This is a genomic window from Paenibacillus sp. JT22N7, assembly GCF_059383875.1.
This window is the reverse complement of the sequence record NZ_JBXENY010000009.1, coordinates 79,149-101,970: the sequence shown is the minus strand read 5'-3', so window position 1 is coordinate 101,970 and position 22,822 is coordinate 79,149. Positions and strand designations below refer to the sequence as shown.

Below are 22,822 nucleotides of genomic sequence, written 5' to 3'. Positions count from 1 at the left end.
ATGAAAGAAGAATTTTGCATGCTGCTGGCGAACGCAATTGGGAGAATCCCGGCATTTAATGAACAGGAAGCGGAGGCGGCAAGACGCCATTCCGACCAATTGACGAAGCCGCCGGGCAGTTTGGGCAAGCTTGAAGATGTTGCCTGCCAGCTTGCGGGAATTTCGGGCGAGCGCTGGCCAGATATGGAGCGCAAAGCGGTCATTATTATGGCTGGCGACCACGGGGTGTGCGAGGAGGGGGTCAGTGCATTTCCCCAAGCGGTAACCCCTCAGATGGTGCTGAATTTCTTGAATGGCGGCGCAGCAGTCAACGTACTTGCCCGTCAGGCGGGAGCTGACGTGTTTTGCGTTGATATTGGGGTGAACGCAGAGCTTGCGCATCCGAAGCTTCTAAGCCGCAAGATCATGTACGGAACCGCTAATATGGCGAAAGAGGCTGCGATGACGAAAGAGCAGTCCATTAGAGCGATTTTGACAGGGGTAGAAGTCGTGGATGAGCTTTACGAAAAAGGCTACCGCGCCTTTGCCATAGGTGAAATGGGCATCGGCAATACGACGGCTAGCGCTGCGATTACGACGGTGTTGACAGGGCTTCCGCCCGAAGAAACGGTTGGCAGAGGAACAGGCATTAATGATGAGGCTTGGAAAAATAAAGTCGAGGTTGTTAAACGGGCTATTGCGGTTAATGCACCTGATGAGCTGGATCCCTTCGACGTACTGATGAAGCTGGGCGGAGTTGAAATTGCTGGACTGGTAGGCGTTATTATTGGAGCGGCAGCGAACAGCTGTCCGGTCGTTATAGACGGCTACATTTCCTCTGTCGCAGCGTTAGTAGCTTCGCGTATTTCTGATAAGACAAAACCAAGCATGATTGCGTCCCATCTTTCCTATGAGCAGGGTCATGCGAAGCTATTGAAAGCCGTTGGATTAAGCCCAATGATTCATATGGATATGCGGCTTGGCGAAGGCACAGGTGCGGTATTATGCTTCCATTTTATCGATGCTGCATTAAAGCTCATGCAGGAAATGGCCACTTTTGAAAGTGCAGGGGTATCGAAAGCGTAGGTGAAGCTGAAATGGCAATGTTAGTAACAGGCGGTACGCGCAGCGGCAAAAGCTTATTCGCTGAGCAGCTCGCGATGAGGCTTGGCAAAAAAGGCATTTATATAGCAACAAGCCGCATTTGGGATGAAGAAATGGCTGAACGCGTAAATAGGCATCAGCAGAGTCGCGGCGCGGGAGTTTTTGAATGGGAGACGGTTGAGGAGCCGCTTGACCTGGCCGAATTGCTGGAGAAGCAGGCACAGGCTGCGGCAGCTGTGGCGTCAGCCGGAGAACAGCCGCCGGTTGTGCTCGTAGATTGTCTAACCCTTTGGTTGACGAACGCTTTAATGGCAGCGGAGGAGCAGGCGGGACAACCCGGCAAAGAAGCAGACGAGCAGCTGCATCGCCAGACGGAAATGCTCATTGAAGCGATTGCCGCCTATCCATATCCGCTCGTATTAGTAACAAATGAGGTAGGGGCTGGTATTGTGCCTGCTTATCCAATGGGCAGAAAGTTTCGCGATGAGGCAGGAAGGCTGAATCAGCGGGTGGCTGCGGTTTGCGATAAAGTGTTTCTCGTAACGGCGGGCATTCCCATTGAGCTTAAGGCAGCGGCTTTCCGCTGGGAGCAGCTATGATTTTCTATTCCTTGCCGGACATGCTGTGGCTGATTGCAGCAGCTATTGTCGTGGATTGGATCGTTGGCGATCCAAAATGGCCTACGCATCCTGTCATTTGGATCGGCAGGTTCATTGCTTGGCTGGAGCAGAGGCTGCGAAGGAGCGATAAGAAAGAATCCTCCAAGCGCCTCAAGCTAAAGGGCGTCTTGTTGATGCTCATAACGTTGGCCGTTTCATATGGCGTCATGTGGGGAATTGTCGCGGCCGCTTCGCTTATTCATTCTTGGCTCGGCTATGCGGTGACCATATGGTTTATATCAACGACTATCGCGGTCAAAGGGTTAAAACAGGCAGCGATGCTCGTTTATACCCCACTTGCAGCTGGAAACCTTGAGGATGCACGCAAATATGTCGGCTACATTGTCGGACGGGACACGGACAAGCTGGGTGAATCAGAGGCTGCCCGTGCTGCTGTGGAAACGGTGGCGGAAAATACAGTCGATGCGCTCGTATCGCCTATTTTTTTCGCATTAATAGGCGGAGCGCCGCTTGCTATGCTTTATCGGGCGACAAACACGCTTGACTCTATGGTCGGTTACCGCAATGATAAGTATATTGATTTTGGCTGGTGCTCGGCACGAACCGATGATGTGCTCAACTATATACCAGCGCGGTTGACGGGAGCTCTGCTCGCGTTCTCGGCGTGGCTGCTGCCGGGCATGTCTGCCGGCCGTTCGGTCGCTGCGATTCGCAAATTTGCCCATCGCCATCCGAGCCCAAACAGCGGCATTCCCGAATCGGCCGTTGCTGGTGCGCTCGGTATTGAACTGGGCGGACTCAATTATTATTTTGGAGAGCCTAGCGAACGTGCACGTATGGGAGAGCCCTTGCGTCCATTGTCTGCGCGGGATATCATTTTCACAACTAGATTATTGTATTTGGTAAGTCTATTACTTGTAGTCGGGGTGCTGGCATTATGGCTGTTCGTTCATTAAAGCTGCATGCTCAGGCGCTGGTCGCCGCTATTCAATTTTTGACGAGAATTCCAGTACCGTTAACCGTCCCGTTTGAGCCGCAGGTGCTGTCCCGCAGCACATCTTACTTTTCGATTGCGGGAAGCATGATTGGCGGTATGATTATGCTAGGCTTTGCTGCTGTGCAGAGCTGGCTGCCTGCTGGGCCGGGAGCTGTATTGCTGCTCGCATTGTGGCTCTCGCTTAGCGGCGCGCTTCATATGGACGGCTGGATGGACACGGCAGACGGCGTGCTGAGCCATCGCTCGCGAGAGCGGATGCTGGAAATTATGAAGGATAGCCGGGTAGGCGCTATGGGTGTCCTTGCCGCGGTTTTGCTGGTGCTGTTCAAATTCACCGTGTTATATGAGCTTCTTTATAATACAAAGTCTATTTATGTGCTTCCACTGCTGGTCACAATACCGGCGTGGAGCCGCTGGTGGATGGCGGCGGCGATTGTCATTTGGCCGAGTGCCCGTGAGGGAGAAGGGATCGGCGCTTTATTCCAAGCGGCCTCGCTGCGGCATGTATGGTCGGGTTTTGTGCTGACCTTCCTGCTAGCCTGTGGGATCGGCCTGGCATTCGGATTGCCGCTCAGCACGTCAGCTTTCACAGCGGCAGGTGCTGCTGCTGTGACGATGGCGATAGGGACATTCATGTCTTTCTGGCTCGTCCGCAAGCTGGGAGGCTTGACTGGCGACACCTACGGCGCCATGAATGAAGCGATTGAAGCTATATTGTTGCTTGCACTGCTATTATTGACAACTCATTAGAAGAGGGGAATACGCACCATGCTTGAAAGATACGGACATGGCGGTGACCTGCGTACGGCAGAGGAAAATTTCGGACGGCCAGCTGATCAGTTTGTCGATTTCAGCTCCAATATGAATCCGTTAGGCCCGCCCCCCTTGGTTCATAGGGTGCTGCTATCTTATGCCCAGCAGATTGGCAAGTATCCTGACCCTGCGGTACGCGGATTACGGGCGAAGCTTGCGAAGCTGCACGGCATTGACGAGCAGTGCATATTAATTGGAAATGGTGCGGCAGAGTTGATCGATCTGACCGTTCGTGCTGTAAATCCTATTATTACGAGCCTTGCGTTTCCATGTTTCAGCGAATATGGCGACGCCGTTCATAAAATTAGCAGCGGCATTGCCCCGATCATGCTGAAGCCGGAAAATGGCTTTGAGCTGACGGAAGAGGCGATCCAAAGCATGACGACCGAGATGGAAGAGCCTTTTTATATGCTGGGCTCGCCCAATAATCCGACGGGCCGGCTTGTTCAACCGGCACTCATCAAGAAGCTGCTGGCTGGCGGCGCTACGGTGGTCGTGGATGAAGCCTTCATGGATTTTGTGCCTGAAGAAGCGGATTATTCGCTCGTGAAGGAAGCTGCCAGCAATGACAGGCTGTATGTCATTCGTTCTATGACTAAATTTTATGCGATTCCTGGCATTCGGCTCGGGTATGTGGTCAGTACGCCAGAGCGGATTGCAGCGCTGCGGCTGCTGCAGGTTCCTTGGAGCGTCAACTCGCTCGCGCAGCTCATTGGAGAGGGCGTATTGGAGGATGCGGAATATGCAGAGGAGACGCTGAAATGGCTTAAAGAGGAGCGGCCTTGGCTCACTTCGCAGCTGGAGGGGCTTGGCTTTTCCGTAACGCCAAGCAAAACCAACTATGTGCTCGTAAGGCTGCCGTCTCTGCCTCATCTAACGGCTGCTGCTTTGCAGCAGGAAATGGGCAGCCGCGGGGTGCTTATTCGCGATGCTTCCCATTTTGTCGGACTTGATGACCGGTACTGCCGCTTTGCGATCAAGCTCCGCAGCGATAATGAAAAGCTGCTCGAGGCGCTGGCACAATGCCTGGAAGATTTTAAAGAGGATAGTAGGGATAAGCATGAGTAAGCAATCAGAAAACAATGCCGGGCTGACAATTATGGTGCAGGGCACCGCTTCCGATGTTGGAAAAAGCTTGGTGACAGCCGCATTGTGCCGGATTTTTAGACAGGATGGTTATACCGTCGCTCCCTTCAAATCACAAAATATGTCGCTTAATTCCTACGTTACCTGGGATGGCAAGGAAATTGGACGGGCGCAGGGGATGCAGGCCGATGCTTGCGGCGTGCTGGCGACGACGGATATGAACCCGATTTTGCTGAAGCCGACGAAGGAGATGTCTTCACAGGTCGTCGTTCATGGGAAGCCGCTGCGCGATTTCAGCGCGCGTGAATATCGGGAGAGCTACTTGCCGCAGGCTGGCGTTATCGTGCGGGAGGCGCTCGCCCGTCTGCGCAGCAGCCATGATATTGTCGTGCTGGAAGGCGCGGGCAGCCCTGCGGAAATTAATCTGAAAGATCGCGACATTGTCAATATGCGCATGGCTGCTTGGGCAGATGCGCCCGTCATTCTGGTGGCAGATATCGACAGGGGCGGTGTTTTTGCTTCGATTGTCGGTACGCTTGAGCTGCTTGAACCGCATGAGCGCGAGCGCGTATGCGGCTTCGTTATTAATAAATTTCGCGGCGATGTAGGACTGCTGCAGCCCGGAGTCGATTGGCTGGAGGAGCGGACGGGCAAGCCGGTGCTTGGCGTATTGCCTTTTTTACCGGGACTTGCGCTGGAGGATGAGGATTCGCTGTCGCTGGACCGCAAGCTGGAAGAGCAAGTAAAACAGCGGCCTGATACACTTGATATTGTCGTACTGCGTCTGCCGCGCATATCCAATTTTACCGATGCTGATCCGCTTTACTTTGAAGCGGACGTCATGCTGCGTTTTGTGGACAGGCCTGAGCAATGGGGCACTCCTGATGCGGTTATTTTGCCAGGCAGCAAAAATACGGTCGAGGATTTGCTGTGGCTTCGCGAAATGGGCCTTGCCCAGCAAATAACCGCGTTCGCTGAGAAGGGTGGATATCTCGTTGGCATTTGCGGGGGCTATGAAATGCTTGGCGCGATGCTGCTTGATCCGGCAGGTGTGGAGTCTGAGCATAAGGAAACACCGGGCTTTGGCTTTTTTCCTTTTGACGTAAAGTTTGCAGGGGAGAAGAAAACGATTCGTGTAGAGGGGCATGCCCGCGCTGCCGCAGCTTGGCTGACCGAACAGCTGCCTGTTGAAGGCTATGAAATTCATATGGGAGAAATTTTCCAGCATGGCGTGCTGCGCCAGCCCTTTGCCATTCGAAGCCAATTGGCTGGTGTAGAACCGCTGCAAGATGGCGAGCTTGATTATGCAGGCGAAGGAGCATGCTCGGTGGATGGCAGGCTTTGGGGCACGTTTATACATGGCATTTTACATAATGATGATTTGCGCCGGGCGTGGCTGAATGACATTCGTATAGCGCGCGGCTGGGAGCCGCTTGCGGCAGAGCTTCGTTTTCGTGAAAACCGCGAAGAGGCGTTTGATCGTCTTGCAGAGCATACACGCCAGCATTTGAATATGCCGCTCGTTTATAAGGTGCTTGCTGCGGGCGGGGAACTGGGTAGTTAGCTTACGTTTCAGATCTAGTAGGATGGAATCTTTAGACAAAGAGCGGAAAAGGGAGTGGGCGAGGTCATGGAGGAGCAAGCTGCGCAGCGTTTGGGAAAGAAAAAAAGCTGGATCATCGCAGGCATTATGCTGGCGTTTCTTGCCTTTTGCGCGCTGCTGCTTTACGGAATGATTCAGTCGATGCAGCAAAAGGGCGGAGCGGCAAGCGACGGCACCCAGCAGCCTGTTAATTACAGCTATGCGGCTGTGGAAGCGGCAAATGGCTTCATGCTGCATGTTCTGAAAACCCGGCCAGCCAACGTAAAGCCTCAATTGGTGCAAAATAATGTGGCGTTAACGCCGTATTATGGCATAAATGGCGGATTTTTTTATGAAAAATCGCTGCTCAGCATTGCCGTGGTCAACAGCCTTGCAGTCAATGAAGAGCAGGGCGAATATGGCTCCGGCAGCGAAAATGCCAAATATGCCCGCGGTACGCTCGTTTGGGATGGCGTTAAGGATCAGCTAAGCGTCCAAATCGCGAGCAAGGCATCCGAGCTTAAAGTTCAGGATCATACACGCTTCTGGGCGCAGGGCGGCATTAGCATGAGCATCGGCAATGATGCGGGCTGGCTGGCGCAGGCGGAACAGGAAAATGCTCCTTTTCCCGATGACGCGCGGTTAAGGTCTGCTGCGGTATACGATCAGCTGGGCAATATTTATTTGGTAGTCAGCAGCACGAAGGGGAGCTTGCCTGCTTTTCGCGAAGCTGTTATCGAAAAGATTGGCGACAACAAGCTTGCCGGCGGCATCTTTCTCGATGGTGACGGCTCCTCGCAGCTGCGCAGCGCGGAGGCGACGCTTCAAGGCGATAGCCGTCCCGTTGTGCAAATGCTGCGCATTATGAAATAAGACGGTTTTATTGAGGAGAAAAAGATGAATCAACTTCCGATTGATGCGGTTTTGCCGGAGCTGCTTGAGGTGCTGGCTGCTGGATGCGGCGCCGTGCTGGTCGCCGAGCCAGGAGCCGGAAAGACGACGCGCGTGCCGCTTGCGCTGCTGGATGCGGCCTGGCTGGACGGCCGTAAAATTATGATGCTGGAGCCGCGCAGGCTTGCAGCCCGCTCTGCCGCCAAATATATGGCGGCGATGCTCGGAGAACAGGTAGGCGACACGGTCGGCTACCGCGTTCGTCTGGATGCGTTGGTGAGTGCGCGGACGCGCATTGAAGTGGTGACGGAAGGCGTGCTGACCCGCATGCTTCAGGAGGACCCAGCTGTGCTGGACGTTGGCGTTATTATATTTGACGAATTTCATGAGCGCCATTTGCATGGCGATCTGGGGCTGGCGCTGAGCCTTCAGTCGCAGGCGCTGCTGCGCAGCGATTTGAGGCTGCTCGTCATGTCGGCGACGCTTGCAGCGGGCCCCGTTGCGGAGCTGCTCGGCGGAGCGCCGATCATTGAGAGCGCCGGCAAAGTATTTCCGGTGCGGACGATCTATCGTTCCTCGAAAGTGGAAGGGCGCATCGAGCCGAGTGTTGTCAGTACGATCCTTCAGGCGCTTGCTGCTGATGAAGGGAATATGCTCGTCTTTCTGCCAGGCGTTGGGGAAATTCGGCGCGTCGCTTCATTGCTTGCGAGTGAAGAGCGGATGAAGGGCGTTAAGGTGGCGGAGCTTTATGGCACGATGCCGCTGGATGCGCAGGATCAGGCGATCCAGCCGTCCGCTGAGGGGAAGCGTAAAGTCGTACTGGCGACGGCAATTGCCGAATCCAGCTTGACGGTTGAAGGCGTGCGTATCGTCGTCGATGCCGGGCTGATGCGGGTGTCGCGTTTTTCACCGCGCACCGGCATGACGCGGCTGGAGACGGTAGCGGTATCGCAAGCGTCAGCCGACCAGCGCCGGGGGCGCGCCGGAAGGCTTGCTCCGGGCGTCTGCTACCGGCTGTGGACGGAGCAGGAGCAAATGCATTTGCAGCCCTTCAGCCAGCCGGAAATGCTGGAGGCCGATCTTGCGCCGCTCGCGCTGGAGCTTGCGGTATGGGGCATCCAGCAGCCGGAGGAGCTCGGCTGGCTGGACCCGCCGCCGATCGGCGCGTATCAGCAGGCGCTGCAGCTGCTTGAGCTGCTGCAGGCTGTTGATTCATTAGGCCGGCCTACGGAGTCGGGCCGGCGAATGGTGAGGCTCGGGCTTCATCCGAGGCTCGGATATATGCTGCTCCGCGCGCAGCAGTATGGCGCGGTGGAGCGTGCTTGCGAGCTGGCCGCGCTGCTAAGCGAGCGCGACCTGCTGCCACAGCAGCGCAGCGCGGATGTGCAGCTGCGGCTGGATGCTCTGCACCGCGGCGACGGTGCTGAGGTGGATCGCGGCGCCGTGCAGCGAATTCGCTCGCAGGCGCAGCAATGGAGCCGGCTGCTGGCTAGCGCAGCAGCCGGCGAAGCAGGATCGGCCGCGTGCGTAGCAGCGGCTGCCGGAGCGGGCCAGCAGGACGCCGCGATGTCCTGCGGCGCGCTGCTGGCGCTCGCTTATCCCGATCGCATTGCGCAGCGGCGCAGCGACGGCAGATATTTGCTGGCGAACGGCCGCGGCGCGGCGCTGCCGGAAGCCCAGCCCTTGTCGCGCGCAGCCTACCTGGTTGCGGCGGAGCTCGACGACGCCGGAACGGAAAGCCGTATCCGGCTGGCGGCTGAACTGACGGAGGGCGAGCTGGCATCGGCGGCCCGCGACCAAATTCGGCAGGAGCGCATCGTGGAATGGGATGCGTCCGCCCAAGCGGTAAGGGCGCGTGAGCGCGTCCGGCTTGGCGCACTCCTATTGCAGGAAAAACCGCTGCCGAAGCCGGATGCGGAGCTCGTCGCTGCGGCGCTGGCACAGGGTGTGCAGCAGGAGGGCTTGGCCTTGCTGCCGATGTCCAAGCAGGCAGCCCAGTTGCTCGCCCGTATGCGGCTGATGAGGCACTATGACAGCAGCTGGCCGGATGTATCTGATGAGGGGCTGCTGTCCACGTCATCACTCGCCGAATGGCTGCTGCCGCATATTCAAGGGATGAAGAACAAATCCGACCTGCAGCGCCTCAGCATGCAGCAGCTTCTGGAAGGCATGCTCACGTGGACGCAGCGGCAGGAGCTGGACAAGCAGGTTCCGACGCATATAGCGGTGCCAAGCGGCTCGCGCATTCCGGTCGATTACAATGACCCGGAAGCGCCGTTCATCGCTGTCCGGCTTCAGGAGCTGTTCGGCATGAAGGACACGCCTCTGCTCGCTGGGGGCAAACTGCCGCTAACGCTTCATCTGCTATCTCCTTCGCAGCGTCCGGTTCAGGTGACGCGCGATTTGGGCAGCTTTTGGAGCCAAGCTTATTTTGAAGTGAAGAAGGATTTAAAAGGACGCTATCCGAAGCATTATTGGCCGGATGACCCTTACGCGGCGCAGCCGACGAATCGGGTAAAGCCGCGCAAGTAGCTTGCAGGATTCATAACGATAGCAACAAGGAAAAGAGGGCTAGAAAATGTCGATGCAGCTTTTTATTTTATTTATACTCGCGATTAACTGCTGGACGTTTACGCTCATGTATCTCGACAAGCAGAGCGCTCGCCGCCAGCAAAGGCGCATCCCAGAGAAACGGCTGTTTACTTTGAGCGCTTTTGGAGGCGCTATTGGCGCCTATGCCGGAATGCGGGCATGGCGCCACAAGACAAAGCATCGCTCCTTCGTTATTGGCATACCGCTGCTTGTCATGTTGAATTTGCTTCTATTTGCAGCGGTATTCCACTATGTGTTCGACATCTCGATTTTCAAATAGCTCAACGGGCGCAGCTAGCTTTTTCTAAAATATAGGAAAGCATGATTTCGCCATAATTTCTCTATATTTCTCGGAATGAAACGCGCCGCGCTGCCAAAGGACGGCGACAGCCGTTTCACCTTGAATTCTAAGAATTTATAAGTTTTATCCTTATATCCGCTTAGAATTCTAGGGCAAAGCTCTTCGCACGTCCCAGAAGGACGACGAAGTCGTTTTTGCTTAATTGGAAATCAGAAGTTGATTCCCGCTATTCTCCTATGGTATATTGACAGTTCGTTTTCCCACTATATTCTTAGGAGGTAACTGGCTGATATGACGGTTCAAAGTGCCTATCAAGAAGAGCAAGAGCGTCTGGCACGCTCGCTTGATGAAATACAATCACAGCTAAGCGCGATAGGCCCGCGCTACACAGGCGATGATTTTACGGAGCAAATGCTCGATTTGCAACGAGAGGAACGGAAGCGGGGGCTGGAAATTGCTTTCCGCGAGCCGTATTTTGGAAGAATTGATTTTCAGGAGCTGCCGGGTGACGCTAAGCAGGAGCTCTATATTGGCAAGGCAGGCGTAGCTAGAGAGGGCGGCAAGGAGCTAATCGTTATTGACTGGCGTGCCCCAATTGCCAGCTTGTTTTATTCTTTTACAGGCGGTGAAGCGGCGATTACCTATGATTCTCCTGATGGCGAAATCGAAGGGATCGTCTATTTAAAGCGCAATCTGATGGTTCGCCAGGGCGAGCTTGTAAGGATGGTAGACAGCTTCACCCGTGGTCAGGAAGAAGAATCGGTCACCGACGAGTTTTTGCTCTATCGACTTGGTGAAAATAAAGACAATCGGCTCAGGGATATCGTCTCGACGATCCAGCAGGAGCAGGATGCGATCATTCGTTCAGGACGGAGCAAGGCGCTGTTTATTCAGGGCGTGGCGGGAAGCGGCAAGACGACGGTAGCGCTGCACCGGCTCGCTTTTTTGCTCTATCAATATGCCGATCGGATGCGGGCGGAGCGTATGGTTATTTTTGCGCCTAACCGCATGTTTCTCGAATATATTTCCGGCGTGCTGCCGGAGCTGGGCGTAGGCGATATTCAGCAAACGACGTTTGCCGACTGGGCGCTGGATCTATTGGAGCTTGAAGTGCGAATGGATGATAAAACCGATACACTAGAATATTGGTTTGAGCATTATCGCAGCGCGGAGGAAATTGCGGAGGCGCCCGGACGCTTGAAAGGCTCGCTTGATTTTAAGCAGGCGATTGACGAGCGGCTGGAGCAGCTTGAACAAAGCATCGTGCCTTTGCAGCCATTTGAGCCTGTAGACAAGCTGGTGCTTATGCCGGAGCAAATGCTTGAATGGTATCGCACCGATTATGGCGAGGAGCCGCTGATGCGCAAGCGCGAGCGATTCGTCAGCCGTATTCGCAGATGGCTGGAATCCGAGCTGAAAATGCGCGGCATTCATGATAAAAAAGTACGGGCCAAGGCGTTGACCCGCTTAAATGCATTAGCGAAAAAAATTCCGGCCTATACCGCGCCGAAGCTATATGCGTCATTCTTTCAAGGCAAGCAGGCGATGAGCCTGGTGCCAAAAGCAATAGCGGCAGCAACGGCTGCCCGCCTGAAAGCGGGAAAGATTGCGCCAGAGGATTTGGCGCCGCTCGCCTATATTCATTTGCGCCTGTTTGGGCTGCAAACAGCGCCTTATGACCATATCGTCATTGACGAGGCGCAGGATTATTCGCCGTTCCAGCTGGAAGCGCTGCGTCTTTGCCAGCAAACGCCGTCATTGACCGTGCTGGGCGACTTGCAGCAGGGCATCCACGCCTATGCAGGCATTCATAGCTGGCAGGAGCTTACGGCGCTGTATGACGAAGAACAGACCGGATTTTTTGAACTGAACCGCAGCTATCGTTCCACGATGGAAATTATCGCATTCGCCAATCGGATTCTTGGTGCAATGGGGGCGGGCGTCAAGGCAGCAGTACCTGTATTCCGGAGCGGAGATGCCGTGGAGCTTGCGCCAGCACAGCCAAGCGAGTGGATGGATATGCTGGAGCAAACGGTTCGAGAATGGCAGGCAGACGGCAGCTATCAAACGATCGCAGTAATTGGAAGAACGACGGAGGAATGTGCCGTTATCCATGCGGCTTTGAATGCTGCGGGGGTGGAAGCATCGCTCGTAGAACGAGGACAGCCTGAATACAGCGGCGGCTTGTCCGTTGTGCCGGCTTATTTGTCCAAAGGACTTGAGTTTGACGCGGTTCTCATTGCCGATGCCGGGGCGCTTGCTTATACCGATCAGGACGCCAAGCTGCTATATGTTGGTTGTACGAGAGCGCTTCATAAGCTAAAATTAGTTTATCAAGGCTCGTTTACCACGTTAGTAGCGGACGTTGCGGAAGGCGTGCAAGAATTATGACAGTATTAAGGCATTTTGCCGCAAATTCTTGACTTTAGCAGGCCTTGTAACTAAAATTGCTACAAGATGTATATACCTGTATTTTTTTGAGGAGGATTTGAGCGGTAGTGACGAAAACAAAGAAAAAAGGTTCTAGCAGCAATCAGCAGCAAAGGCAGCAGCCGAAGAAAAATTCGAGCAGCTCGCTTATTTTTCTGACGATTGGTATTTTGGCGGTTATCATCGTCATCGTACTCGGCATTAACAACCAGAACAAGCCGTTTGAATTTGACTATGCCGCAATGCCTGTGCAGGGCAGTGTAGATGCACCTGTCAAAATCGTTGAGTTTGGCGATTACAAGTGCCCGGTTTGCCGTGATTTTTCGCAACAAATCAAACCTCAGCTGGAGAAAGATTACATTGAAACAGGCAAAGCCTCCTTTTATTTTGCGAACTATTCGTTCATCGGCAAAGACTCCGTGACAGCGGCACTCGCGGCGGAAGCGGTCTATCAGCAAAATAATGACGCCTTCTGGACTTATAACCAAGCGATTTATGATAATCAACAGAATGAAAATATCGAATGGGCAACGCCGGAACATTTGGTGCAGCTTGCAAAGGATGCCAAACTTCCTATCGATTTTGATTTGCTGAAGAGCGACATCGAGAACAAAACCTATCAAAAGCAGGTAGACCGCGATAATTCGCTCGTTCGTCCGCTGAATATCGGAGGAACGCCTACCGTCTTTATTAACGGCAAGGCGGTTTCAAGTCTCGATTACGCAACACTCAAATCAACAATCGAGGCAGCTCTAAAATAAGGGGCCTTGATTAAAAAGGAGCCCGGTCAAAAATGACAACGCCACCCTATGAATCGTGGTTGAAACGTTACGCTTTATATTTCGCCTGGATTATTACGTTAGCCGCAACGGGCGGAAGCTTGTATTTTAGTGAAATTAAAGGGTTTCTGCCTTGCGATTTATGCTGGTATCAGCGTATATTCATGTATCCGCAGGTCATCATTTTAGGTATTGCGACGTATCGCGGAGACCGAAATATTGTTAAATACTTACTGCCGATTAATATAATTGGCCTGGCAATTTCCGTTTTCCATAACTTCGAGATTTGGTTTCCGAAGGTGGGCGAGCTGGTGCCTTGCCGCTCTGGCATCCCGTGCAATTTTGATTATTTGAACTGGTTTGGCTTTCTGACGATTCCGATGATGTCCATGATCGCATTTGTGCTTATTATCGTGTTTCTGCTGTTGGCTCGCCAAAGCAATGATCAAGAAGCAAACGAAAACTAGCTGTATTCCCAAGCAAAGCTCCGAGGCTGACAACGCCAAACGGAGCTTTGCTTTTTGCATATTCGGGATGCAGCATAAGTGACAACGCCGTGAACAAACGTCGGACCGATCGTCTAATCTCCTAGCAATCAGCTAGCGAATGAAGGCAAAATGGGGTATCTTAAAAGAAGCGATGTCAAAGCATAAAGAGAGTAGGGAACACCATGATCGAAGTGGAGCAGCAGCTATATAGAGAAGCAGAGCAGTTCATCTTTACCTGTTATGCAGAGCTTGGCAAAAGTGAAGCGGAGGTTGTGCTTCGGCTTGCTGAAATCCGGTCCGAAGTAGAGCGTACAGGTATTTATGAGCATACATATGAAGAGCTCCAGCATGGGGCGAAAATGGCGTGGCGCAACAGCAATCGCTGTATTGGCCGTCTTTTTTGGCATACGATGGAGGTGTTTGACGCCCGTTCGCTGCAGCAGGAAGACGATATTGCAGACGCGATATTTTCGCATATTCGCTATGCGACGAATGGCGGCAAAGTCCGGCCGGCGATTACGATTTTTGCAGCGAAGCAGGAGAAGTACCAAATCCGGCTGTGGAACCATCAGCTTGTTCGTTATGCGGGCTATGAGGACGGAACTGGCGGTGTCATTGGCGATCCTGCATCGCTGTCCTTTACGAAGGCTTGCGAGGCATTGGGCTGGAAAGGTGCGGGAACCAGATTCGATGTGCTGCCGCTTGTTATTCAGAAGCAGGGAGAAGAACCGAAGCTGTACGAGCTTCCGGAAGGGCTGGCGCTGGAAATTCCACTGTCGCATCCGGAGCTGGAGTCGTTTGCGGAGCTGGGCCTGCGTTGGTATGCGGTACCTTTCATTGCAGATATGCAGCTGGAAATCGGCGGAATCTCTTACACAGCAGCGCCATTTAATGGCTGGTATATGGGAACGGAAATCGGGGCGCGCAATTTGGCAGATACGGACCGATACAATCAGCTGCCTGTCGTCGCGAGATTAATGGGATTAGATATGACGACGAATACGTCCCTTTGGAAAGATCGTGCACTGGTAGAGCTGAACGCGGCCGTCATTCATTCGTTCAAAAAGCATGGCGCCAGCATCGTTGACCATCATACGGCTGCCGAGCAGTTTACGCGCTTTGAGAAGCAGGAGAAGGAACAGGGACGTGCGGTTACAGGCCGCTGGTCATGGCTTATACCGCCGATGTCTCCGGCAACGACAGCAGTATGGCATCGGAGCTATGATGATACGGAATTAAAGCCGGCTTATTTATATCAGGAAAAGGCGTATACAAGCGGAGGGTCATAAACGTGGATTTTATAATGGAATATTTATCCTTTTTCGTCATTGTTACTGAGGGAGAGGACAGCAGCTCCTCCAAGCGGTACAAGCATTATCAGACACTGGAGGAAGAGGATTATGAAGATAGTGAGATTAAGCGATTTTTGGACGGGGAGTTTGCCCGCATCGTCAAGCGCAAAGTAGAGCGCAACCCGAATTCGGAAAATGCGCCGACTAAGATCGGCCGCTTCATGGTCGAGCCTGGCTATGAGCTGGGCAGCAATCAGAACTATAATTTGTTCCAGCGGCTGCGTGATGCGGACAACAAGGAGCGTTACATTGGCATTGCAGACGAGCTGGTGCATATTTATATGGATACGAGCGCGGTGCGCGGCGGTGCTTTTATTATTGCAAGAGCCAAGCTGAATACTTTTTTTGATGAGCCCTTTTTATTCCTTCTAAAATGTGACTTTGAGCCGAAAATCGCCCGCATCTCCGATGAGCGCAATTTGATTTCGCAAGTGGAAATGGCGATTAGCGCCCGCAGCATCAAGTCGATTCAATATCCGCATATGCCCGAGGAGGGAATATTGGAGCATTGGGAGCTTAAAATTCATCAGGCGTCGCATGCCCGCTATTTTGAGGATTTTCTCAAATACGTATCCTATGAGAAGCCGCTTCCGGAAGTGATGAGCGACCAGCTGCTGGACATGGTGCAGCAGTATATGGATGACAAGTGGGAGGGCGTGACGGAGAGCACTGAACGCCACGAGGAAGAAAATGCAATTGAAGTATGGGCCCACAGCGAGAAACGCGATATTCATGAGTACTGGTCACAGGAGCAGGTAACATTGGCATCGGCAGCGCTTGTGGAGCAAAAGCCAGATCTGCCATTCACGTTCAAGCTGGACAGCGTAACGGTTAAGGGTCTGCTGGCCGAATTCGGTACAGCGCTGCATTTTGCCAAGCATAATGGCCGTTATGTTGTCGTCATTGAAGGGGATTCGTTCCAGTTTGATAAAGGGATGTCGCCGATCGAGCTGCTTCAGCCGCCGGATTTGATGGAGCTGCTGCCGGAGATCGGGACGCATAAGCAAGAGAGCAGCGCAATTGAGGATTTGCAGCGTTATGCAGATGATCTAGCGAATGATCCGAATTACGAAGGCGAATAACATTTACAGCCATATTGGCAAGCTATATGGAATAAGCAATAAGGAATATAAAGGAGGAGCAACGATGGAAAAGCTGCTGTTTATTGAAATCGGCATGGGCTGCGACCTGCATGGTCAAGACGTTACGAAAGCGGCGGTACGGGCTGTGCAAAATGCGATTCATCACAATTCGATGCCTGGCCTGCTTGAAATTTTGCCTGGCGGAACGCTGGATGCGATGAAGGTCAGAGTGCGCCTTGCTGTTCCTTGCGACAAGGAGCTGCTGGATATCGAGCAAGTGAAAGCGGTGCTCCCTTATGGGACGGTGACTGTGGAGCTTGTGGACGGCGGCATGCTGACGACAAGCGGCATTGTGCTTCCGGACAAGGCGGACCGCAATGATTTGATCTACATTGTCAATGCATCCGTTGAGGTAGGATATTAGTCCGAAATTAGTCCATGCTTCTTATAAAAAGCCCGCAGGCAGCTGTAGCTTTACAGCTTGCCTTGCGGGCTTTTTCTTTTCAGCCGAGCCATTTGTAATGATTTTCGCCGTTCATGGAAACAATAGGGCATAGTCCAAAATGGCAGAGGAGATTCGGCATGATTTGGAAGCTGACGGTATTCGTAATTTTGCTTATTTTCACCGCTTTTTTTGTGGCGACTGAATTTGCTGTCGTCCGTTTACGGGCAAGCCGCGTGCATCAGATGGTAGCCGAAGGCGCGAAAAACGCGGCTGCGGTAGAAAAGGTCATTAACAATTTGGACGGCTATTTATCTGCTTGCCAGCTAGGGATTACAATTACAGCGCTCGGACTTGGCTGGCTCGGTGAGCCGACGATTCATGAGGTGCTGCATCCGCTGCTGCATCATTGGGGCGTCGTGGGTGATTTTGCCGATGTGCTGTCCTTTATCGTATCCTTTAGTCTTGTGACCTACTTGCATGTCGTGCTTGGCGAGCTTGCGCCGAAGACACTGGCCATTATTAAGTCTGAGCAAATTAGCCAGCTCACGGCGCCGCTTATCATTTGGTTTTACCGGCTGTTTTTTCCGTTTATATGGGTGCTGAATGGGTCAGCAAATGGGCTGGTGCGATTAGTGGGCTTTAAGCCTGCTACGGAGCATGAAGCCCATTCTGAAGAGGAAATCCGCCTGATTATGTCCGAAAGCTACGAAAGCGGCAAAATCAATAAAAGCGAGCTCAGCTATGTGAATCGGATTTTTGAATTCGACGAGCGGCTGGCGAGAGAAATTATGGTGCCGCGCACCGACATGGTGTGCTTGTATAGCGATAAGCCGCATGATGAAAATGTTGCGACCATCAAACGCGAGCAATATACGCGTTTTCCAGTGGCACAGGGGAGCAAGGATAATATTATCGGCGTCATTAATACGAAGCAGTTTTTTATGCATTATGTGGATCAGAAGACGACCGAGGTAAGCTCGCTCATGCAGCCGGTCATGTTTATGCCGGAGGTTATGCCAATTAAAAAGCTGCTGCGAACGATGCAAACGGAACGGGTGCATATGTCGATTTTGCTCGATGAATATGGCGGGACATCGGGGCTGATTACGATTGAAGATATTATCGAGGAGATCGTAGGCGAAATTCGCGATGAATTTGATGCGGATGAAGTGAAGGAAATCGACCAGCTAGGGGAGGGGAGGTTCATGGTAAATGGCAATGCGCTCATTAGCGAGGTGAATACAGCGACGGGAAGCCATTTAGAAAGTGAAGAGGTGGATTCCATTGGCGGCTGGCTGTTTAACCGAATGCCCGACCTCCCTGTAGGGGAGGCGTGGACGTTTGCGGAGCTGACATTCATCATTCGCGAAAAAGAGACGCATCGCATTCGCAAAATCGAAATTATCGTCTCCAGTTCGTTATGAGAACCAGCCTGCAACGGTGTTATACAAGCTTTCCAGCCGCAGGAGCAGCTTGTTCATTTTTCGCCCGTGCTGCATAAGGTTAATGGCCCAGTCCCAGTCCACGAGAAAATGAATGACGGTCACGACAATGATGATGAAGACGATAGCGAACGTAACGATAAAGGCGGCTTGCAGCCGAAAATAAAGCAGCAGCCGCTGCGCCAGCTTGAGCATCGCATTTTCATCCGAATGGCCAGCAAGCTTGCTTACCTGTTTCCCTAGCAGGAACAAGACGACGGCGATGCTGATTTCCAGCAGCCCAGCAATCGTTCCGAGGCCAAATTGCAGCAGGCTGGCGAACGTTTGAAACAAGCCGAACAGCATCGTTAGAGCAGCCGTCATTTTTATCCAAAACGAGAGCTTTTTCCATGTGCCGCTTAATTGAGCGGTAATATCCGGTTGCATAATCACTTCGCTCTTGGTGAGCGCGAGCGGGTCGCCTTCTCTTTTATGGAGTGGGCTATTTGGCATGTTTTCTTGTTGATTCAATAGTGCAGGCTCCCTTCTTGGCATACGTTGAAAATATCACACCACTAATACGGAAGGCCCTTACAACTAGTTGCAAAAACCAAGCTTTCGTTGTCGAAAATCTGGGACTTGCTGAGCAAGACTTGGCGGAAGTCATGTGTTACAATAATAGAGTTTATTTGAGATTAGAAATTAGAAATTAGAGATTAGGATGCAGGAGGCAGGAGAATGGTGGATTTATTAAATGCGATTCTGATGGGAATCGTGGAAGGCTTGACGGAGTTTCTACCTGTATCATCGACAGGGCATCTCATTTTACTCGCGGATTTACTTAACTTTACAGGAGACCGTGCGAAAACCTTTGAGGTCGTCATTCAATTTGGAGCGGTGCTGGCCGTGCTGGTGCTTTATCGCAAAAGGTTCTTGAAGCTATTGAACTTCAACTTCTCCAAATCATCCGGGATGAACGCGCTGCATATTGCGCTTGCTATGCTTCCGGCAGGTCTAATCGGTGTCGTATTTCATGGATTTATTAAAGAATATTTGTTTAGTACAACTACGGTATTGGTTGGTCTCGTCGCAGGCGGTATTCTGATGATCTTCGCTGACCGGATTAAGCGGAAAGTAACAGCTGAAGAGCTGGATGACCTGTCGTACAAGCAGGCCCTTGCGATTGGCTGCTTTCAGGTACTGGCGCTATGGCCGGGCTTCTCGCGTTCCGGATCGACGATATCGGGGGGCATGTTTTTCGGGGCGAGCCAGAAGGCAGCTGCAGAATTTACGTTTATCGTATCGGTGCCGATGATGGCGGGAGCAAGCGGAATTGATCTGATTAAAAGCCGTGAATTTCTGACGATGGCGGATATGCCGTTGTTTTTGATTGGTTTCATTACCGCGTTTATCGTAGCGCTCATTGCTGTCGTTACCTTTATTAATTTAATCAAAAAGCTGCGTTTATCTTGGTTCGCCTACTACCGTTTTGCGCTTGCCATCGTGTTTGCTTTTATTATTTTGTAGCCGGTGCCAGGACAAAGCAGCAGCTTAAATCATTAGAAGACTTTCTTTGGCCCTTGGAGGCTGAAGGGAGTCTTTTTTTATGGTTTCGCGGCAAGCGTCTGCGTATAGCTGAATGATCGTGAAAACGCCCGCCTAGCTCCTCCTAGCTGGCGCACGTACTAATGGGGGGCGGCGCCATGCCAGAATAGTTCTACAAGCTCACGCGCCGTTTGCTTGAGTGAAGCTTCATCATTGACAACTTTTTTACGGTTGCGGATGCTCAGCATTGCGGTATAGGCGTGGGCCAGCAGCAGCGGATTGCCTGAAACCAGCTCTTTTTTATCCATTGCCTCTTGAAAAATGTCAGCGAGCAGCTCATGGAGCCGTGATTCTCCGGCACGGATTGATAACGTTTGCTCCTCTGTGAGGCCTGAAGCCGCTTCGCGCATCATCGTTTCAAAGTCGACATGGGCGTTCGCCATATGCCGTTCAGCGACAATAAGCAGTCGGTCCTTAAGCTCTCCGGGACCGGTAATGATTTTACGCGTTTGCTGATAAGCGATATTTAAGACGAATAAAATCGCCTCGGTAAAAAGCACCGCTTTATTATTGAAATAGTAGTAGACGCTTGCCTTGGTAACGCCGGATGCTTTGGCAACGCCGTCGAGCGATACTTTCTCGAAGCCAAGCTCCATAAATTGATACGATGCCGTAAATAAAATTTTCTCCATCGTTTGAGCGGTGCTGCTGCCTTTTGGACGGCCAGGTTTGCGCTTTTCTTGTTCATTTACCATGTCGTGACCCTCCATGTTCATGTAATTGTAATAAAAGCAGTTGATTAATTAACCTTCGAGTATATATAATTAATTTAGTCTACAAAATCTATTTTAAACCAAATGACTGAAGATGTGAAACGGAGGATGGGAGTAATGCTAGAGAAATTAGGCAGTGCGGTTGCGGGCCGCCGTACACGCTGGATCACCGTAATCGTATGGATCGTGCTTGCAGGGGCTTTAACAATGTGGCTTCCTGCTGTTGGTGGGCAAGAGAAAAATAATGCGCCTAATCTGGAAACAGTCAGCCCGTCCGTGCTTGCAGATCAATTAATGAAGGATAAATTCCCGAATGGGGCTGGTGTGCCCGCCCTGCTCGTATGGCATAGGGATGCCGGGCTTACGGAAGAGGATTATGCACTCATTCAGAAAACGTCGCAGCTCCTCAGCGAGCAGCCGCTGCCAGAACAAGGAGAATTGCTGCCGCTGCATCAAATGCCGGCTCCTGCGCTCTCAAAGCTGGCATCGGAAGACGGAGGCACGCTTGTTCAACCGATTACATTTGCAGAAAATGCGGATACGGAAATTTTGCGCAGCAATTTGGAGAAATTGCAAGGGCTTGTTAAAGAAGCGGCAGGCGGCACGAGCCCGTTTGACGCAGCAACAACTGGTGTTGACGCGCTGAGTGCAAGAATCAGCGGTCCTGTGGGCATTCAGGTGGACGCATCGGCATTATTTAAAGGAGCGGATGTATCGCTGCTTATTGCTACGGTGCTGATTGTACTTATTCTATTGCTGCTTATTTATCGTTCGCCTATTTTAGCGGTCGTTCCGATTGTAGGCGTAGGGTTCGCTTATTTGGTTACGAGCCCCATTCTCGGCTGGCTTGCATCAGAGGGCTGGATTACAGTAGATGCCCAAGCCATTTCGATCATGACGGTGCTGTTGTTTGGTGCAGGCACAGACTACTGCCTGTTCTTTATTGCACATTTCCGCCAAGAGCTGGAGCGGGAAGACAATAAGATGACGGCGCTCAAAATCGCTTTCCGTGATGCATCAGGAGCGATTGCGATGAGCGGCTTCACGGTCGTTCTGTCCTTGCTGGCGCTGCTTGCCGCCAAATATGGTGCTTACCAGCGCTTTGCTATCCCATTCAGCTTGTCGATTTTCATTATGGGCATTGCGAGCCTGACACTCGTGCCTGCGCTATTGTCGATTATGGGAAGAGCTTCTTTCTTCCCGTTCATTCCTCGCACCGAAGGAATGCAGCAGCAGCGGGCAGAGAAGCGCAGCAAGCCGTTTCGCCCGCGTCGCCAAGGCAGCAAGCTAGGCACAGCAGTAGGAAGCCTAGTCGTGGCGAAGCCTTGGACCGTTGTTATCGCGAGCGTTATTTTTCTCGGTGCGCTGGCTGGTTTTGCTCCACAGGTTAAGTTTACGTATGATTTATTGTCTTCCTTTCCGAAAGCTATGCCGTCGCGTGAAGGTTTTGATACGATTTCAACAGCTTTCACACCAGGCCAATTGGCTCCTATAACCGTGGCGGCTCAAACCGATGGCAAGCCAGTGGAGCTTGTCGCCAGCCTTTCGGATATGGATCTCGTTGATTCCGTATCGGAGCCGGTTCAAAGTGAAGAGGACCCGAATTTGCAGTCCGTTCAGGTTACGCTAAACATTAATCCTTATTCACAGGAGGCCATGGATCTGGTTCCGCTGCTTCGCGGAGCGGCGGAGGAAGCATTGGATAAAGTAGGAGTTTCGGATGCGGAGTCTAAAGTGTGGGTAGGCGGACAGACAGCAACGCAGCATGACTCCCAGCTGTTGACCGATCGGGACAATAAAGTTATTATCCCACTCGTTATTGGGATGATTTTAGTGCTGCTGATTGTCTATTTGCGCTCCATCGTTGCAGCCCTTTATTTAATCGCCACCGTGTTATTGTCATTTGGCTCTGCTTTAGGCCTCGGCTGGATTGTATTGCATTATGGGATGGGGGCAGAAGCGATTCAAGGAGCGATTCCGCTGTACGCCTTCGTGTTCCTCATTGCTCTTGGCGAGGACTATAACATTTTTATGATCTCGAGCATTTGGAAGAAAAAAGCGAAAATGCCGCTCAAGCAAGCCATTCGTGAAGGTGTCGCAGAGACTGGCGGCGTCATTACGTCCGCAGGGTTGATCCTTGCTGCTACGTTCGCAGTGCTAGCGACGCTGCCTATTCAAGTATTGGTGCAGTTCGGCGTAATTACAGCGATTGGTGTGCTGATGGATACGTTCATCGTGAGACCGTTCCTCGTGCCGGCCATTACAACGCTGCTTGGCAATAGAGCCTTCTGGCCGGCTAGGGCAGAGCTAGTGGGAGAAGAACAAAGCAAGTCTGGCAAGCATAGGCAAATCGTTTAAATCGCATTATTATTTGCAGCAGCAAAGCGCCTTTCTGTCTGGTCGGCATGACCAGGAGGGAAAGGCGCTTTTTATTTTGCTGCTAATATATGTACAGGTGTGAAAATTCCATAGGCCAAGCTTCCGTTCTGGGCGCACAGGAATAAAATGAGGGGAAACGAAAAGCGCAAAGGAGGTTCGCCAA

Annotated in this window: 20 protein-coding genes; 18 read left to right on the top strand and 2 right to left on the bottom strand. The window is 52.2% G+C overall.

Annotated features, from left to right (window positions below; all coding sequences use genetic code 11):
• The 16 genes from cobT (at position 1) to AC50Y5_RS22965 (ending at position 17,965) form a co-directional block, all read left to right on the top strand.
• Positions 1-1,065, top strand: a complete 1,065-nt coding sequence (gene cobT, locus AC50Y5_RS23040; protein ID WP_494863923.1) for a nicotinate-nucleotide--dimethylbenzimidazole phosphoribosyltransferase — start codon at positions 1-3, stop codon at positions 1,063-1,065.
• An 11-nt stretch (positions 1,066-1,076) separates the two neighbouring features.
• Positions 1,077-1,682, top strand: coding sequence for a bifunctional adenosylcobinamide kinase/adenosylcobinamide-phosphate guanylyltransferase (gene cobU, locus AC50Y5_RS23035; RefSeq protein WP_056038018.1), 606 nt, complete (start codon positions 1,077-1,079; stop codon positions 1,680-1,682).
• Positions 1,679-2,659 (top strand): adenosylcobinamide-phosphate synthase CbiB, encoded by a 981-nt coding sequence (gene cbiB / locus AC50Y5_RS23030; protein WP_494863922.1) that lies wholly within the window; start codon positions 1,679-1,681, stop codon positions 2,657-2,659. The genes cobU and cbiB overlap by 4 nt, the downstream gene beginning before the upstream one ends.
• Positions 2,641-3,450, top strand: coding sequence for an adenosylcobinamide-GDP ribazoletransferase (cobS, locus tag AC50Y5_RS23025; RefSeq protein WP_494863921.1), 810 nt, complete (start codon positions 2,641-2,643; stop codon positions 3,448-3,450). The genes cbiB and cobS overlap by 19 nt, the downstream gene beginning before the upstream one ends.
• An 18-nt stretch (positions 3,451-3,468) precedes the next feature.
• Positions 3,469-4,581 carry a threonine-phosphate decarboxylase CobD gene (cobD, locus tag AC50Y5_RS23020; protein ID WP_494863920.1) on the top strand — a complete coding sequence of 371 codons (1,113 nt, stop codon included), beginning with the start codon at positions 3,469-3,471 and terminating at the stop codon, positions 4,579-4,581.
• The gene (locus AC50Y5_RS23015) at positions 4,574-6,163 is read left to right on the top strand and encodes a cobyric acid synthase (RefSeq protein WP_494863919.1); all 1,590 of its coding nucleotides are present in this window, start codon (positions 4,574-4,576) and stop codon (positions 6,161-6,163) included. Before cobD ends, AC50Y5_RS23015 begins: the two co-directional genes overlap by 8 nt.
• A gap of 66 nt (positions 6,164-6,229) precedes the next feature.
• A complete protein-coding gene (locus AC50Y5_RS23010; protein ID WP_056038003.1) occupies positions 6,230-7,054 on the top strand; it encodes a hypothetical protein in 825 nt (274 codons plus the stop codon).
• Between the two features lie 24 nt (positions 7,055-7,078).
• Entirely contained in the window at positions 7,079-9,604 is a 2,526-nt protein-coding gene (hrpB, locus tag AC50Y5_RS23005) for an ATP-dependent helicase HrpB (protein ID WP_494863918.1), read from the top strand.
• Between the two features lie 46 nt (positions 9,605-9,650).
• Positions 9,651-9,944, top strand: a complete 294-nt coding sequence (locus AC50Y5_RS23000) for a DUF1294 domain-containing protein (RefSeq protein WP_056037997.1) — start codon at positions 9,651-9,653, stop codon at positions 9,942-9,944.
• Between the two features lie 312 nt (positions 9,945-10,256).
• A complete protein-coding gene (locus AC50Y5_RS22995; RefSeq protein ID WP_494863917.1) occupies positions 10,257-12,356 on the top strand; it encodes a HelD family protein in 2,100 nt (699 codons plus the stop codon).
• A gap of 107 nt (positions 12,357-12,463) precedes the next feature.
• Positions 12,464-13,156 (top strand): DsbA family protein, encoded by a 693-nt coding sequence (locus AC50Y5_RS22990; RefSeq protein ID WP_056037992.1) that lies wholly within the window; start codon positions 12,464-12,466, stop codon positions 13,154-13,156.
• A 32-nt stretch (positions 13,157-13,188) separates the two neighbouring features.
• Complete coding sequence (locus AC50Y5_RS22985) at positions 13,189-13,641, top strand: disulfide oxidoreductase (protein WP_056037989.1); 453 nt, start codon at positions 13,189-13,191, stop codon at positions 13,639-13,641.
• A gap of 203 nt (positions 13,642-13,844) precedes the next feature.
• Positions 13,845-14,951, top strand: a complete 1,107-nt coding sequence (locus AC50Y5_RS22980) for a nitric oxide synthase oxygenase (RefSeq protein WP_494863916.1) — start codon at positions 13,845-13,847, stop codon at positions 14,949-14,951.
• A gap of 2 nt (positions 14,952-14,953) precedes the next feature.
• On the top strand, positions 14,954-16,096 hold the full coding sequence (locus AC50Y5_RS22975; RefSeq protein WP_081418922.1) for a DUF3900 domain-containing protein: 1,143 nt from the start codon (positions 14,954-14,956) through the stop codon (positions 16,094-16,096).
• A gap of 64 nt (positions 16,097-16,160) precedes the next feature.
• Positions 16,161-16,520: a Lin0512 family protein gene (locus AC50Y5_RS22970; protein ID WP_056039034.1), complete on the top strand. Its 360-nt coding sequence runs from the start codon at positions 16,161-16,163 to the stop codon at positions 16,518-16,520.
• Between the two features lie 158 nt (positions 16,521-16,678).
• On the top strand, positions 16,679-17,965 hold the full coding sequence (locus AC50Y5_RS22965) for a hemolysin family protein (protein ID WP_494863915.1): 1,287 nt from the start codon (positions 16,679-16,681) through the stop codon (positions 17,963-17,965).
• On the opposite strand, the gene AC50Y5_RS22960 is transcribed toward AC50Y5_RS22965, so the two are convergent.
• Positions 17,960-18,493 carry a hypothetical protein gene (locus tag AC50Y5_RS22960; RefSeq protein WP_056037986.1) on the bottom strand — a complete coding sequence of 178 codons (534 nt, stop codon included), beginning with the start codon at positions 18,491-18,493 and terminating at the stop codon, positions 17,960-17,962. The two genes, AC50Y5_RS22965 and AC50Y5_RS22960, sit on opposite strands and share 6 nt — an antisense overlap.
• Before the next feature lie 207 nt (positions 18,494-18,700).
• On the opposite strand from AC50Y5_RS22960, the gene AC50Y5_RS22955 reads away from it, so the two are divergent.
• A complete protein-coding gene (locus tag AC50Y5_RS22955) occupies positions 18,701-19,489 on the top strand; it encodes an undecaprenyl-diphosphate phosphatase (RefSeq protein WP_099520601.1) in 789 nt (262 codons plus the stop codon).
• Positions 19,490-19,647: 158 nt separating this feature from the next.
• Here AC50Y5_RS22955 and AC50Y5_RS22950 read toward each other — a convergent pair whose 3' ends face one another.
• Entirely contained in the window at positions 19,648-20,262 is a 615-nt protein-coding gene (locus AC50Y5_RS22950; RefSeq protein WP_056037982.1) for a TetR/AcrR family transcriptional regulator, read from the bottom strand.
• 135 nt (positions 20,263-20,397) lie between these two features.
• Between AC50Y5_RS22950 and AC50Y5_RS22945 the strand changes: the two genes are divergently transcribed.
• A complete protein-coding gene (locus tag AC50Y5_RS22945) occupies positions 20,398-22,638 on the top strand; it encodes an MMPL family transporter (protein ID WP_494863914.1) in 2,241 nt (746 codons plus the stop codon).
• Positions 22,639-22,822 lie beyond the last annotated feature (184 nt).

Bases quoted from the DNA above. Each gene is read 5' to 3' on its own strand.
- cobT (WP_494863923.1), top strand. From the start codon at position 1: ATGAAAGAAGAATTTTGCATGCTGCTGGCGAACGCAATTGGGAGAATC.
- cobU (WP_056038018.1), top strand. From the start codon at position 1,077: ATGGCAATGTTAGTAACAGGCGGTACGCGCAGCGGCAAAAGCTTATTC.
- cbiB (WP_494863922.1), top strand. From the start codon at position 1,679: ATGATTTTCTATTCCTTGCCGGACATGCTGTGGCTGATTGCAGCAGCT.
- cobS (WP_494863921.1), top strand. From the start codon at position 2,641: ATGGCTGTTCGTTCATTAAAGCTGCATGCTCAGGCGCTGGTCGCCGCT.
- cobD (WP_494863920.1), top strand. From the start codon at position 3,469: ATGCTTGAAAGATACGGACATGGCGGTGACCTGCGTACGGCAGAGGAA.
- AC50Y5_RS23015 (WP_494863919.1), top strand. From the start codon at position 4,574: ATGAGTAAGCAATCAGAAAACAATGCCGGGCTGACAATTATGGTGCAG.
- AC50Y5_RS23010 (WP_056038003.1), top strand. From the start codon at position 6,230: ATGGAGGAGCAAGCTGCGCAGCGTTTGGGAAAGAAAAAAAGCTGGATC.
- hrpB (WP_494863918.1), top strand. From the start codon at position 7,079: ATGAATCAACTTCCGATTGATGCGGTTTTGCCGGAGCTGCTTGAGGTG.
- AC50Y5_RS23000 (WP_056037997.1), top strand. From the start codon at position 9,651: ATGTCGATGCAGCTTTTTATTTTATTTATACTCGCGATTAACTGCTGG.
- AC50Y5_RS22995 (WP_494863917.1), top strand. From the start codon at position 10,257: ATGACGGTTCAAAGTGCCTATCAAGAAGAGCAAGAGCGTCTGGCACGC.
- AC50Y5_RS22985 (WP_056037989.1), top strand. From the start codon at position 13,189: ATGACAACGCCACCCTATGAATCGTGGTTGAAACGTTACGCTTTATAT.
- AC50Y5_RS22980 (WP_494863916.1), top strand. From the start codon at position 13,845: ATGATCGAAGTGGAGCAGCAGCTATATAGAGAAGCAGAGCAGTTCATC.
- AC50Y5_RS22970 (WP_056039034.1), top strand. From the start codon at position 16,161: ATGGAAAAGCTGCTGTTTATTGAAATCGGCATGGGCTGCGACCTGCAT.
- AC50Y5_RS22965 (WP_494863915.1), top strand. From the start codon at position 16,679: ATGATTTGGAAGCTGACGGTATTCGTAATTTTGCTTATTTTCACCGCT.
- AC50Y5_RS22955 (WP_099520601.1), top strand. From the start codon at position 18,701: ATGGTGGATTTATTAAATGCGATTCTGATGGGAATCGTGGAAGGCTTG.
- AC50Y5_RS22950 (WP_056037982.1), bottom strand. From the start codon at position 20,262: ATGGTAAATGAACAAGAAAAGCGCAAACCTGGCCGTCCAAAAGGCAGC.
- AC50Y5_RS22945 (WP_494863914.1), top strand. From the start codon at position 20,398: ATGCTAGAGAAATTAGGCAGTGCGGTTGCGGGCCGCCGTACACGCTGG.